Raw genomic sequence first — 14,086 nt, forward strand, 5'->3', positions numbered from 1 at the left:
TTCTATTATTGATTTCGTGAATATTCAGATATTGATAATGCGCGGGCGTGGGCGTGAGGTTCTGAACTGACTGGAAAGTCGCGTTTTTCCTAGCCTTTGGAGCGATTGACAATTGCCCGGAATTGGATGAAGGTGGCGTACCCAAATCAAACGGGCGTATGAATTGAGCGTTTGTCTGTCAGACGACTCATACAGAATCCCGACTATCGCATTGGCGGGTGTGCCTGGCGGATTGGCGTGAACATTGACGATTTCATCAATGTCCAACCCATAGGCCAGCGTCCAATGTGTACTGTTCAGCTTCCATATCGTGGAGATCAGTTGATGATTTACGAAGGTAAAGCCATCACGGTTAAGGCTCTTGAAAGTGGCATCGTCGAACTGAAATTCGACCTCAAGGGTGAGTCCGTCAACAAGTTCAACCGTCTAACCCTGAATGAATTGCGTCAGGCCGTAGACACCATCAAAGCAGATGCTTCGGTCAAGGGCGTGATCGTTTCCAGCGGCAAGGACGTGTTCATCGTCGGCGCTGACATCACCGAATTCGTCGACAACTTCAAGCTGCCCGATGCCGAGCTGGTGGCTGGCAACCTCGAAGCCAACAAGATTTTCAGCGATTTCGAAGACCTCAACGTACCGACCGTCGCTGCCATCAACGGCATCGCGTTGGGCGGCGGCCTGGAAATGTGCCTGGCGGCAGACTTCCGCGTCATGTCCGCCACTGCCAAGATCGGCCTGCCCGAAGTCAAGCTGGGCATCTACCCAGGTTTTGGCGGCACCGTACGTTTGCCGCGCCTGATCGGTGCCGACAATGCCATCGAGTGGATCGCCGCTGGTAAGGAAAACAAGGCTGAAGACGCCCTGAAAGTCGGTGCCGTCGACGCAGTTGTCGCTCCGGACAAGCTGGCCGAAGCCGCACTGAACCTGATCAAGGGCGCCATCAGCGGCGAGTTTGACTACAAGGCCAAGCGTCAGCCGAAACTGGAAAAACTCAAGCTCAACGCCATCGAACAGATGATGTCGTTCGAAACCGCCAAGGGTTTCGTGGCTGGCCAGGCCGGCCCGAACTACCCAGCGCCGGTTGAAGCGATCAAGACCATCCAGAAAGCCGCGAACTTCGGGCGCGACAAGGCCCTGGAAGTGGAAGCGGCGGGCTTCGTCAAACTGGCGAAGACCTCGGCGGCCCAGAGCCTGATCGGCCTGTTCCTGAACGATCAGGAACTGAAGAAGAAGGCCAAGGCCTACGACGAAATCGCCCGCGACGTGAAACAGGCTGCCGTACTCGGCGCCGGTATCATGGGCGGCGGTATCGCCTATCAGTCGGCGTCCAAAGGCACGCCGATCCTGATGAAAGACATCAACGAGCACGGCATCGAACAAGGTCTGGCGGAAGCCGCCAAGCTGCTGGTCGGTCGTGTGGACAAAGGTCGTATGACCGCAGCGAAGATGGCTGAAGTGCTCAACGGCATTCGTCCTACGCTGTCCTACGGTGATTTCGGCCATGTCGACCTGGTGGTCGAAGCGGTGGTCGAGAACCCGAAGGTCAAGCAAGCCGTACTGGCTGAAGTGGAAGCCCAGGTCAAAGACGACACTATCCTGGCGTCCAACACCTCGACCATTTCCATCTCGCTGCTGGCCAAGGCCCTCAAGCGTCCGGAAAACTTCGTCGGCATGCACTTCTTCAACCCGGTGCACATGATGCCGCTGGTGGAAGTGATCCGTGGCGAGAAGTCCAGCGAGCTGGCCGTGGCCACTACCGTTGCCTACGCCAAGAAAATGGGCAAGAACCCGATCGTAGTCAATGACTGCCCGGGCTTCCTGGTCAACCGCGTGCTGTTCCCGTACTTCGGTGGTTTCGCCAAGTTGGTCAGTGCTGGCGTGGACTTCGTGCGCATCGACAAGGTCATGGAAAAATTCGGCTGGCCGATGGGCCCGGCGTACCTGATGGACGTGGTCGGCATCGACACTGGCCACCACGGCCGCGACGTGATGGCTGAAGGCTTCCCGGACCGCATGAAAGACGACCGCCGCTCGGCGATCGACGCGCTATACGAGGCCAAGCGCCTGGGCCAGAAGAACGGCAAGGGCTTCTACGCCTACGAGGCGGACAAGAAGGGCAAGCAGAAGAAAGTGGCCGACCCGTCCGTGCACGAAGTGCTGGCACCGGTCATCTACGAGCAGCGTGAGGTGTCCGACGAAGACATCATCAACTGGATGATGATCGCCCTGTGCCTGGAAACCGTGCGTTGCCTGGAAGACGGTATCGTAGAAACCGCCGCCGAAGCCGATATGGGCCTGGTGTACGGTATTGGTTTCCCTCCATTCCGTGGTGGTGCACTGCGCTACATCGATTCCATCGGTGTGGCCGAGTTCGTTGCCCTGGCTGACAAATACGCTGATCTGGGCCCGCTGTACCACCCGACCGCGAAGCTGCGTGAAATGGCCAAGAACGGCCAGAGCTTCTTCGGTTAAGCGCCCAGACGACTAGAGCGAGAATATTTATGAGCTTGAATCCAAGAGACGTGGTGATTGTCGACTTCGGTCGCACACCGATGGGCCGCTCCAAGGGCGGCATGCACCGCAACACCCGTGCCGAAGACATGTCGGCGCACCTGATCAGCAAATTGCTGGAACGCAACGTCAAGGTCGACCCGAACGAAGTCGAGGACGTGATCTGGGGCTGCGTCAACCAGACCCTGGAGCAGGGCTGGAACATCGCGCGGATGGCGTCGTTGATGACCCAGATCCCGCATACTGCTGCCGGCCAGACCGTCAGCCGCTTGTGCGGTTCGTCGATGAGCGCGCTGCACACCGCCGCCCAGGCGATCATGACCGGCAACGGTGATGTGTTCGTAGTCGGTGGCGTGGAGCACATGGGCCACGTCAGCATGATGCACGGCGTCGACCCTAACCCGCACATGTCGCTGTACGCGGCAAAAGCCTCGGGCATGATGGGCCTGACCGCGGAAATGCTCGGCAAAATGCACGGCATTACCCGCGAAGCCCAGGACGCGTTCGGCCTGCGCTCCCACCAGTTGGCCCACAAGGCGACCGTGGAAGGCAAGTTCAAGGATGAAATCATCCCGATGAACGGCTACGACGAGAACGGTTTCCTCAAACTGTTCGACTACGACGAAACCATTCGTCCGGACACCACCCTGGAAAGCCTGGCGGCGCTCAAGCCGGCCTTCAATCCAAAGGGCGGCACCGTGACAGCCGGTACCTCGTCGCAAATCACTGACGGTGCCTCTTGCATGATCGTGATGTCGGCGCAGCGTGCCCAGGACCTGGGTATCCAGCCGCTGGCCGTGATCCGTTCGATGGCGGTGGCGGGTGTGGACCCGGCAATCATGGGCTATGGTCCAGTACCGGCCACACAAAAAGCCTTGAAGCGCGCGGGCCTGACCATCAACGACATCGACTTCTTCGAGCTCAACGAAGCTTTCGCTGCACAGGCCCTGCCGGTGCTGAAAGATTTGAAAGTACTCGACAAGATGAATGAGAAGGTTAACCTGCACGGCGGCGCGATTGCCCTGGGCCACCCATTCGGTTGCTCCGGTGCGCGGATTTCTGGCACTTTGCTTAACGTGATGAAGCAAAATGGCGGCAACCTCGGGGTTGCAACCATGTGCATTGGTCTCGGCCAAGGCATTTCCACCGTCTTCGAACGCGTCTAAGCGTTGGGGTGACGGAAGCCGGGGCCCAGTGCCCCGGTTTTTTGTTTTTTGGAATTTTTAATATTTTTTTTCAACAAATTTTGTAAGAGGGCCAGAGCATGAAAGTCGAACCAGGGCTCTATCAACATTATAAAGGTCCGCAGTACCGTGTTTTCAGTGTGGCGCGCCACTCCGAGACCGCAGAAGAAGTCGTGTTCTATCAAGCTCTGTATGGCGATTACGGCTTTTGGGTGCGCCCGTTGAGCATGTTCCTGGAGACCGTCGAAGTTGACGGCGAGCAGGTCCCGCGCTTTGCTTTGGTCCAGGCCGAACCCAGTCTTTTTTCAGGGCAATAACGGCAGGTCGCGCAGACTGCTGCGCTTGACCTCACCTTGTTGCCACTATATATAGCGTTGCCGCGACAGGCGCCAACTGCCTTTCACTTCTCGAATTCAGGAATTTTCCGATCCATGGGCAAATCGCTGGTCATTGTGGAATCCCCGGCTAAGGCCAAGACCATCAACAAGTACTTGGGCAACGAGTACGTGGTGAAGTCGAGTATCGGCCATATCCGAGACCTGCCCACCAGCGGTTCGGCTAGCGCCAGCAAGGAGCCAGCCGCCAAGCGCGGCAAGGCGGCTGCGGGCGAAGGTCCGGTGCTCACCCCTAAAGAGAAAGCGCGCAAGCAGCTGGTCTCGCGTATGGGGGTGGACCCGGAACATGGCTGGAAGGCCAAGTACGAAATCCTTCCCGGCAAGGAAAAGGTCATCGAAGAGCTGCGCCGGCTCGCCAAGGATGCTGACACCATCTATCTCGCGACGGACTTGGACCGCGAAGGGGAAGCCATTGCCTGGCACCTGCGGGAAGCCATCGGCGGTGATGACAGCCGCTACAAGCGCGTGGTGTTCAACGAAATCACCAAGAAAGCTATCCAGGAAGCCTTCTCCAAGCCGGGCGAGCTGGACATCGACCGGGTCAACGCCCAGCAGGCGCGTCGCTTCCTCGATCGCGTGGTGGGTTACATGGTCTCGCCGCTGCTGTGGGCGAAGATTGCTCGTGGCCTGTCTGCCGGCCGAGTGCAATCGGTTGCGGTGAAGCTGGTGGTGGAGCGTGAGCGCGAGATCCGTGCGTTCATCCCCGAAGAATATTGGGAAGTCCACGCAGACCTCGGCACCGCCAAGGGCGCCAACGTGCGCTTTGAAGTGGCCCGTGAGAAAGGCGAGGCTTTCAAGCCGCTGAACGAAGCCCAGGCCATGGCCGCGCTGGAAAAGCTCAAGGCGTCCAGCTACAGCATCGTCAAGCGTGAAGACAAACCGACCAGCAGCAAGCCGTCGGCGCCGTTTATCACCTCCACCCTGCAACAGGCTGCGAGCAACCGCCTGGGCTTCGGTGTGAAGAAGACCATGATGATGGCCCAGCGCTTGTACGAAGCCGGCTACATCACGTATATGCGTACCGACTCCACCAACCTGTCGGTGGACGCGGTCGCCATGGCGCGTACCTATATTGAAAGCGAATTCGGCAAGAAGTACCTGCCGGAGAAGCCGAACGTCTACAGCAGCAAGGAAGGCGCACAGGAGGCTCACGAAGCGATTCGTCCTTCCGACGCCAACACCACGCCCGCCAAGCTGAGCGGCATGGAGCGCGACGCCGAGCGCCTCTACGAGCTGATCTGGCGCCAGTTCCTGGCCTGCCAGATGCTGCCGGCGCAATACCTGTCCACCACCGTGAGTGTGGGCGCTGGCGACTTCGAGCTGCGTGCCAAGGGCCGTATCCTCAAGTTCGACGGCTATACCCGTGTGATGCCGCAGATCGCCAAGCCGGGCGATGATGACGTGCTGCCGGACATGGCCCAGGGCGATACGCTGAAGCTGATCAAGCTCGACCCGTCCCAGCACTTTACCAAGCCGCCGGCGCGCTACTCCGAGGCCAGCCTGGTCAAAGAGATGGAAAAACGCGGCATCGGTCGTCCTTCGACCTACGCGGCGATCATCTCCACCATCCAGGACCGCGGCTACGTGGCGCTGCACAACCGTCGTTTCTATTCGGAAAAGATGGGCGACATCGTCACCGAGCGTCTGTCCGAGAGCTTCTCCAACCTGATGGACTACGGCTTCACCGCCGGGATGGAAGAGAACCTCGATGACGTGGCCCAGGGCGAGCGTGACTGGAAAAACGTGCTGGACGAGTTCTACGGCGACTTCAAGAAGAAACTCGAAGTGGCCGAAAGCCCTGAGAGTGGTATGCGTGCCAACCAGCCGGTGATGACCGACATTCCGTGCCAGACCTGTGGTCGGCCGATGCAGATTCGTACTGCGTCCACTGGCGTTTTCCTCGGTTGCTCGGGCTACAGCCTGCCGCCGAAAGAGCGCTGCAAGGCCACCGTCAACCTGGTGCCGGGCGACGAAATCGCGGCCGATGACGAGGGCGAGTCCGAGTCGTTGGTACTGCGTGGCAAGCACCGCTGCCCGATCTGCAGTACGGCGATGGACGCCTACCTGCTTGACGAGAAACACAAGCTGCACATCTGCGGTAACAACCCGGATTGCAACGGCTACGAGATCGAAGAGGGCACCTATCGCATCAAGGGCTATGAAGGTCCGAGCCTGGAATGTGACAAGTGCGGCAGCGAGATGCAGCTCAAGACCGGCCGTTTCGGCAAGTTCTTCGGCTGTACCAATCCGACCTGCAAGAACACCCGCAAGCTGCTGAAAAGCGGTGATGCGGCGCCGCCGAAGATGGACCCGGTGAAGATGCCGGAGCTCAAGTGCGAGAAGGTCAACGACACCTACATCCTGCGTGACGGTGCTTCGGGGTTGTTCCTGGCCGCCAGTCAGTTCCCTAAGAACCGCGAGACCCGTGCGCCGCTGGTGCTGGAAATCGTGCCGCACAAGGACGAGATCGATCCGAAGTACCACTTCCTGTGCGAAGCGCCGAAGAAGGACCCGGATGGTCGCCCAGCCGTGATCCGCTACAGCCGCAAGACCAAGGAGCAGTACGTGCAGTCCGAAGTGGACGGCAAGCCGACTGGCTGGAAAGCGTTCTATGACGGCGGCAAGTGGAAGGTCGAGGATAAACGCCAGGGCGCTTGATCCGGCGGATGCGCTGAAGACCCAAATGAGGGTGGGGGCTTGCCCCCTTCCTCATTTGGGTCTGTTTGGTTCTGAAAGTCGACTTTTGACCCGCATAAGCGGCGGTTTATTGCACTTGCAGTAGGCTCGGCTGATCCGTAACACTGTTCAGCCAGCATCACGTTTATTCGTTGTGGAGATTGCCGTCATGGCCTACGAACTCTATACCCGTACCAATCAGAAAATTTACTTCGCGGGTTTGTCCCTGGAAGCCCTTGGCCGTGCCGAGGAAGGGAAAGAGATGAATGCCATTGCGCTGGTCCAGGCGGGGCGTGAAGCGGCGTTGTTCCACCTGTATGGCGCCTTGCTGGGCCTGTGTCATGAAATCGCCGGGTTTTACCGCCTGCCCCAGGCCGGTTCGCCCCGTGCGGAAATGATCATGAATCGCGAAGTGCTGGACACCATGGCGATTCCTGAGCTGGCTGAGCTGGTGGAAATGGCGCAAAGCCCCGACAGTTGGATCGCACGCTTGCTCAAGGCGCATGCCGATATGTTCCAGCCGCCGCGCATTCCCCATGTGCCCAAGGGGGATGTGACCCAGCCGCTGATCGTGGCGGTTGCAGTGGAAGAGGAAGAGCCCAAGCCGTTGAGCCGGGAAGAGCTGGAAGGCTGGCGCCAGGAATTGAAAAAGATGGCGCTGCGCTTTCGTGAAGGCCTTAATGAATGTTGATCATCCTGTAGGAATTGGGCGGCGACCATTCATCAAGCTGTCAAGAAACCTGTTCAGATCCTCTGCGAGGCTGGGTGGATGACTGATATAATCCCGGCCTTTCGTGGAGAACAGACTTTTATGCCGACGTCCTTTCTGGAAATTGTTGAGTTGCCTGACGGCCGAATCGAGCTGCGCCGGGCAGAGGACGAAGGTTCTCTGGTCATTCTGGATTTTTCCGAGGATGCCAAGGTGTTCTTGCAGGGCCAGCACGTGGAAGTGGCTAAAGCCATGTTGAGCGTGGGTGTGCAGATGGCAGGTCGCCTGGCAGAAGGCGAACCGGAGAAAGAAGACGGGCCGCGGGTTCTTCATTGAGCCCAGATGACAGGTCGGTTTTTACAATGACCGGGTTTGTTGTGGTGAGTTGGCTTCTGCGTTGAACGGGCTTCTGTGGCGGGCTTGCTGTGGTGAGCGGGCTTGCCCCGCGTTGGACTGCGAAGCAGTCCTAGATGGATTTAATGCGGTATATCAGGTATTCCACGGTGCCTGGTTTTGGGGCCGCTTCGCAGCCCAACGCGGGGCAAGCCCGCTCGCCACAGAAGCCCGTTCACAGCAGACGCTCGCATATCACAGGCAAGGCCTGTGATTTCAGCCCAATCGAATATTCAAACTCTGGGCATCGCCCGTACGTGCAGCGCTGATCAGTTGCTGCTTGGCGCTGGCATTCAGCGGGTTCAACCAGCTCACTACCGTATGGCTACGACCCAGGCGCAAGGCTTCGCAGGTCAACTGCTGGGCACTTTGCGTACCGCGTGGTTGAAGCAGCAGGATGCGCTCGCGGTTGAGGCCAGCGTCCCGTAGCCAGGCCTGGGTCAGGCTGGCGGGCGGGGCGATCAGAGTCAGCCAGCGGGCGTCCTGCTCTTCGCTCAATTCGCGAAGGATCGGCGCCAGCAGGCTCAGGCAGCTCCCCGCTGCACCGCGCAACGACAATTCACTGAACGCCTCAGGCTCCGCGCTCCAGGGCGCTTCGATCGTTTCCTTGAGGATGGGCGCAAGGGGTTGGGCCATGAAGGCCTCGAACAGCGACAGTTGTGTGTGTTGTGGGGTGTGGACGAGCTGCATGATGCCTCCTTTAGCGGCGAATGACGCCGACGCTCAAGCCTTCGATCACCAGGTCCTGATCTTTCAGGTTCACTTCAATCGGGGCGAACTCAGGGTTTTCGGCCAGGAGCCAGACCTTGCTGCCTTCGCGCTTGAAGCGTTTGACGGTGACTTCGTCGCCGATACGGGCAACGACGATCTGGCCATTACGGGCTTCGCGGGTGGTGTGGACGGCCAACAGGTCGCCGTCGAAGATGCCCACGTCCTTCATGCTCATGCCATGGACCCGCAACAGGTAGTCGGCGCGCGGATGGAAGAAGGTAGGGTTGATGTTGCAGGACTCCTCGACGTGCTGCTGCGCCAGGATCGGCGCACCGGCGGCGACGCGGCCGATGATCGGCAGGGTCGATTCGTCGGCCTTGGCCTCGAAGCCAGGGATGCGAATACCGCGTGAGGCACCGGGGGTCATCTCGATCGCGCCTTTGCGAGCGAGGGCCTTGAGGTGTTCCTCGGCGGCGTTGGGGGACTTGAAACCCAGTTCCAGCGCAATCTCTGCTCGTGTCGGCGGGTAGCCGTTGTCATCGAGGCAGCGCTTGATAAAAGCCAGAATCTCAGCTTGGCGTGGCGTCAGTTTTAGCATGTTGATCGCTCTGTCTTTTTATACAGTGACTGGGATTATATACAGTGAACTGCGCTTGGCAATCATCCTTTTCCAGCCCTCCGCTGGACGGTCATCCCTGATGCTTCCCACAGGCCCGAGATAGCGCTGCCTACAGATCAATAGAGATGTGATTAAATAGCGATGAAATACATGACTGCCCGGCCGGAAAGCGAACTCGCAGGCTTGACAAGACACACCCTGAAACGTATGTTTCAAACAAGTGTTTGTCAGGCGGAGTAGCCATGGCCCAGTCGGAAACCGTTGAACGCATTCTCGATGCTGCCGAGCAATTGTTCGCGGAAAAAGGATTTGCTGAAACTTCATTGCGGCTGATCACCAGCAAGGCTGGCGTCAACCTCGCAGCAGTGAACTATCATTTCGGCTCAAAAAAAGCCCTGATCCAGGCGGTGTTCTCGCGCTTCCTGGGGCCGTTCTGCGCCAGTCTCGACCGTGAACTCGAGCGTCGCCAGGGCAAGACCGACCACAAGCCGACACTCGAAGAGCTGTTGGAAATCCTCGTTGAACAAGCATTGGTGGTTCAACCGCGCAGCGGCAACGACCTGTCGATCTTCATGCGCCTGCTCGGCCTGGCGTTCAGTCAGAGCCAGGGTCACTTGCGGCGCTATCTGGAGGACATGTACGGCAAGGTATTTCGTCGCTATATGTTGCTGGTCAACGAGGCCGCTCCGCGTATTCCACCGATTGAACTGTTCTGGCGCGTGCACTTCATGCTCGGAGCTGCGGCGTTCAGCATGTCGGGGATCAAGGCGCTGCGGGCGATTGCCGAGACTGATTTCGGCGTCAACACCTCTATTGAACAGGTCATGCGCCTGATGGTGCCGTTCCTGGCCGCCGGTATGCGTGCTGAAACCGGTGTGACCGACCCGACGATGGCTGCCGCCCAATTACGCCCACGCAGCAAATCCGCGCCAAGCCCCGCCAAGGTTTGAGCCACCCGGGTGTGCGCAGCCGCCTGCATCCGCTAAGCTAGCGGCCCATGCCGAATTCAGCTATTTACTCGCAACCTGTTGTGCTCACTGTGCCTGGTGGGGGCAACGGGTTGTGTGCGTTTTATAAGGAAGGTTTATGACTGCTGCCCTGCAAGGTTCTTTGATGGTCGACGTTGCCGGCACTTGGCTCACGGCCGAGGATCGCCACCTGCTGCGCCAGCCTGAGGTGGGTGGCCTGATCATTTTTGCGCGCAATATCGAGCACCCACGCCAGGTACGCGAGTTGAGTGCGGCGATTCGTGCCGTGCGCCCAGACCTGCTACTGGCGGTCGACCAGGAAGGCGGTCGCGTACAGCGCCTGCGTCAGGGCTTTGTGCGCCTGCCGGCCATGCGTGCCTTGGCGGATAACCCGAATGCAGAGTACCTGGCCGAGCAGTGCGGCTGGATCATGGCCACCGAAGTACTGGCCGTGGGCCTGGACCTGAGCTTCGCCCCGGTGCTGGACCTGGATTATCAGCGCAGCGCCGTGGTCGGCACCCGTTCCTTCGAGGGCGACCCCGAGCGGGCCGCCGTGCTGGCGGGTGCATTCATCCGTGGGATGAACAGCGCCGGCATGGCCGCCACCGGTAAGCACTTCCCCGGTCACGGCTGGGCCGAGGCCGATTCCCACGTCGCCATTCCCAATGATGAGCGTAGCCTGGAACAGATTCGCGCCAATGACCTGGTGCCTTTCGCACGCCTGAGTAAGCAACTGGCGGCTGTGATGCCCGCGCACGTCATCTACCCGCAAGTCGACACCCAGCCAGCCGGCTTCTCGCGCCGCTGGTTGCAGGACATCCTGCGCGGCGAGTTGCAGTTCGATGGGGTGATTTTCAGCGATGACCTGTCCATGGCGGGGGCGCATGTGGTCGGTGATGCTGCCAGCCGCATCGAGGCCGCGTTGACGGCCGGTTGCGACATGGGACTGGTGTGCAATGATCGCGCGGCGGCTGAGTTGGCACTGAGTGCGGCGCAGCGCATGAAGGTTACGCCATCGGTGCGCATCGCGCGCATGCGTGGGCAGGTGGTTGCTTCGACCGAGTACAAGCAGGATCCGCGTTGGTTGGCGGCGCTGACTGCGTTGCGGGATGCTCAGCTGATCGGCTGAACACTGCGTCGCGGCCATCGGGGGCAAGCCCCCTCCCACATGACGGCTGCGATCGAATGTGGAAGGGGGCTTGCCCCCGATGGCGGTCGAGCTGTCAGCGCTTTTCCTGTTTGTTGGGCAACGGCGCAAACAGCGCTTCTATATCCTCGTTGCCCAACTGCCAATCCCCGGTCGTACGGCCATCCAGCACACCTGCCGCCAGGTCGGACTTTTCCTTTTGCAGGTGCTGGATTTTTTCCTCCACCGTGCCCCGGGCAATCATCTTGTAGACGAAAACCGGCTTCTCCTGGCCGATGCGATACGCACGGTCAGTCGCCTGGTTCTCCGTCGCCGGGTTCCACCAGGGGTCGTAATGGATCACCGTGTCGGCTTCGGTCAGGTTCAAGCCCACACCGCCGGCCTTCAGGCTGATCAGGAAAATCTGCAGTTTGCCGCTCTGGAAATCCTTCACCGGCGTGCGCCGGTCCCGCGTCTGGCCGGTCAACAAGGCGTAGGCAACACCGCGCTTTTTCAGCTCGACTTCGATCAGGCTCAACATTGAGGTGAACTGGGAAAACAGCAGGATCCGCCGACCTTCCTCAAACAACTCCTCAAGCATTTCCATCAAGCTATCGAGCTTGCCCGAGCTGCTGCCGCGGGCGGGCAGGGTGGCGTCGTTGACCAGGCGCAGGTCGCAGCACACCTGGCGCAGCTTGAGCAGCGCCTCAAGAATGATGATCTGGCTGCGTGCCACGCCCTTGCGGGTGATCTCGTCGCGGACCTTCTTGTCCATGGCCAGGCGCATGGTTTCGTACACGTCACGCTGGGCCTCGTTGAGGTCGACCCAGTGGATGATCTCGGTCTTGGGCGGCAGCTCCGTGGCCACTTGTTCTTTGGTGCGGCGCAACAGGAAGGGTTTGATCCGACCGTTGAGGTGCTGCAGTCGTACGTCGCTGGCGCGCTTTTCGATGGGCACGCGGTAATCGCGGTTGAAGCTTTTTACGTCACCCAGCCAGCCCGGCAGCAGGAAGTGGAACAACGACCACAGCTCACCCAGGTGGTTTTCCAATGGCGTACCGCTCAGGCACAGGCGCTGCCGCGCATTCAGTTCGCGTGCCGCCTGGGCCGCCTTGCTGGACGGGTTCTTGATGTACTGGGCTTCATCGAGGATCAGTACATGCAGGGGCAGGGCCTTGAGCTGGTCGATGTCCTTGGGTAGCAGTGCATAGGTGGTCAGCAGCAGGTCATAGTCCTGCAGGTTCGCGAAATGTTTCTTGCGGGCTGCGCCATACAACGCCATCACTTTGAGTTGCGGCGTGAAGTGCGCCGCTTCGTCCAGCCAGTTGGGAATCAGGCTGGTGGGCATCACCACCATGCAGGGGCGATCCAGGCGCCCGGCGTTCTTTTCAGTGAGAATATGCGCCAGGGTCTGCAGGGTCTTGCCCAGGCCCATGTCATCCGCAAGTATCCCGCCCACATCAAGCTGGCGCAGCGACTGCATCCAGCTCAAGCCTTCCAGTTGATATGGACGCAGGGTCGCGTTCAGCCCTTCGGGCGCCACGCAGGTGAAATCCTTGATGTCCCGCAGGCGTTGGGCGAAGTTGCGGATCTTTTCGCCACCTTCCCACTGCAGCGGCAGGTCTTCCAGCGGGTTAAGGCGGATTGCATCAGCCTTGGCCAGGCGCAGCGTGGTGGTGCCGGCTTCCTGTAGATAAAACTCACCGAGGGTGGCCAGCACCGGTTTCAGTCGGCCATAGGGCAACGCCACTTGTATGGGGCCGTGGCCATTGGGCAGGCCAGGGATATTCACCAGGATCAGCTCATCATCGCGACGCCGCGCCAGCTTCTCCGGGTTGAGTATCTCGGTGTGGGAGCGCATCAGGTTCAGCAGGATCGGCAACAGGCTCAGTCGCTCGCCGTTGACGATGATCCCCAGCTCCAGATCGAACCAATCACGCTCCGGACCTTCATCTACCGTGGCGTACCAGTCATCGACGGCGCTCAGGTCGAAGCCGAAATCATCATCGATCAGCAGCTCCCAGCCTTCGGCCCGCAAGGTCGGCGTGGCATTGAGGGTGAAGGTCAGCCAGGCACTGTCATTGACCATCTCGAACAGTTCCCCGGCGCTCTCAGGCAGGGCCTTGCTCTGGCGCGTAGCGATCTTGAAGCCCAGCAGGCGCAGTTGCTCGCGGTACGGCTGTTCCAGCTCGGGATGGCGCTTGATGCGCAGGCTCTGGGTGTCCTGGCGCACGATGATGTCAGTGTTTTTCTGCCCGCTGACATAGTTGCCCAAATAGTTGAACGACAGCGCCGCCCTGTGCTGGATATAGCGCTGCATCTTGCCGTTGCGTGGTTCGAACGCGCTGAACTCCACGCTGGCCATCCACAGGCGCGGCACCGGCACCACATCCTCCATGACCACCTGCGGCAACACCGCGCGGTTTTCCAGGACTGCCTGGAGTTTTTCCAGCAGTTCTGCGTCCTGGGCGGCAGCGGGGAAGGCCAGGGTTTCCTGGACCTTGAGCAATACCGCCGCGATGTGTTTGCAGTTGGTGCGCACCGGGCAAGTGCAGCGGCTGTCCACCAGGATCAACGTGCCTTTGGCCGATTCGCGCAGCGAAATGGTCTGCCGGTAGACGTTGCCGCCTGAGCCTTCGCAACTGGCGATGATGGTGCTGTCGCCGGATTCGACGATGCGCACCCGGTTCTCCAGGGCATAACGCCGCCCGCGCTCAAGGCTCTGCTCTTTAAAGCGATTGGCCCACGAAGGGGCCAGGGGTTTGGTCAGCGACGACGTCAGGGGCATGGCGAT

General features: G+C 59.8%; 11 protein-coding genes. 8 read left to right on the top strand and 3 right to left on the bottom strand.

Going from position 1 to position 14,086, the window contains the following annotated elements:
- Positions 1 to 324: 324 nt before the first annotated feature.
- The 6 genes from fadB (at position 325) to BM017_RS19560 (ending at position 7,811) form a co-directional block, all read left to right on the top strand.
- A complete protein-coding gene (fadB, locus tag BM017_RS19535; RefSeq protein ID WP_034102543.1) occupies positions 325 to 2,472 on the top strand; it encodes a fatty acid oxidation complex subunit alpha FadB in 2,148 nt (715 codons plus the stop codon).
- Positions 2,473 to 2,501: 29 nt separating this feature from the next.
- Positions 2,502 to 3,677 carry an acetyl-CoA C-acyltransferase FadA gene (gene fadA, locus BM017_RS19540; protein WP_016975260.1) on the top strand — a complete coding sequence of 392 codons (1,176 nt, stop codon included), beginning with the start codon at positions 2,502 to 2,504 and terminating at the stop codon, positions 3,675 to 3,677.
- 98 nt (positions 3,678 to 3,775) lie between these two features.
- On the top strand, positions 3,776 to 4,012 hold the full coding sequence (locus BM017_RS19545; protein WP_092247372.1) for a DUF1653 domain-containing protein: 237 nt from the start codon (positions 3,776 to 3,778) through the stop codon (positions 4,010 to 4,012).
- Positions 4,013 to 4,126: 114 nt separating this feature from the next.
- Positions 4,127 to 6,748: a type I DNA topoisomerase gene (gene topA / locus BM017_RS19550; protein ID WP_092247375.1), complete on the top strand. Its 2,622-nt coding sequence runs from the start codon at positions 4,127 to 4,129 to the stop codon at positions 6,746 to 6,748.
- Positions 6,749 to 6,935: 187 nt separating this feature from the next.
- Complete coding sequence (locus BM017_RS19555; protein WP_092247378.1) at positions 6,936 to 7,457, top strand: DUF6586 family protein; 522 nt, start codon at positions 6,936 to 6,938, stop codon at positions 7,455 to 7,457.
- A 120-nt stretch (positions 7,458 to 7,577) separates the two neighbouring features.
- A complete protein-coding gene (locus BM017_RS19560; protein WP_010212068.1) occupies positions 7,578 to 7,811 on the top strand; it encodes a hypothetical protein in 234 nt (77 codons plus the stop codon).
- 273 nt (positions 7,812 to 8,084) lie between these two features.
- Here the strand turns inward: BM017_RS19560 and sulA are convergent, their stop codons facing one another.
- Complete coding sequence (gene sulA / locus BM017_RS19565) at positions 8,085 to 8,558, bottom strand: SOS-induced cell division inhibitor SulA (protein ID WP_071489010.1); 474 nt, start codon at positions 8,556 to 8,558, stop codon at positions 8,085 to 8,087.
- Positions 8,559 to 8,568: 10 nt separating this feature from the next.
- A complete protein-coding gene (gene lexA / locus BM017_RS19570) occupies positions 8,569 to 9,177 on the bottom strand; it encodes a transcriptional repressor LexA (protein ID WP_003172575.1) in 609 nt (202 codons plus the stop codon).
- A 263-nt stretch (positions 9,178 to 9,440) separates the two neighbouring features.
- Between lexA and BM017_RS19575 the strand changes: the two genes are divergently transcribed.
- Both BM017_RS19575 and nagZ read left to right on the top strand, forming a co-directional pair.
- A complete protein-coding gene (locus BM017_RS19575) occupies positions 9,441 to 10,148 on the top strand; it encodes a TetR/AcrR family transcriptional regulator (protein WP_071489011.1) in 708 nt (235 codons plus the stop codon).
- Between the two features lie 136 nt (positions 10,149 to 10,284).
- Complete coding sequence (gene nagZ / locus BM017_RS19580) at positions 10,285 to 11,295, top strand: beta-N-acetylhexosaminidase (RefSeq protein WP_092247381.1); 1,011 nt, start codon at positions 10,285 to 10,287, stop codon at positions 11,293 to 11,295.
- Between the two features lie 94 nt (positions 11,296 to 11,389).
- Here the strand turns inward: nagZ and BM017_RS19585 are convergent, their stop codons facing one another.
- On the bottom strand, positions 11,390 to 14,080 hold the full coding sequence (locus BM017_RS19585) for a DEAD/DEAH box helicase (RefSeq protein WP_092247384.1): 2,691 nt from the start codon (positions 14,078 to 14,080) through the stop codon (positions 11,390 to 11,392).
- Between the last annotated feature and the right edge of the window lie 6 nt (positions 14,081 to 14,086).

The organism is Pseudomonas sp. NFPP04 (assembly GCF_900113815.1).
In the GTDB taxonomy this organism is placed as follows: Bacteria; Pseudomonadota; Gammaproteobacteria; order Pseudomonadales; family Pseudomonadaceae; genus Aquipseudomonas; species Aquipseudomonas extremorientalis.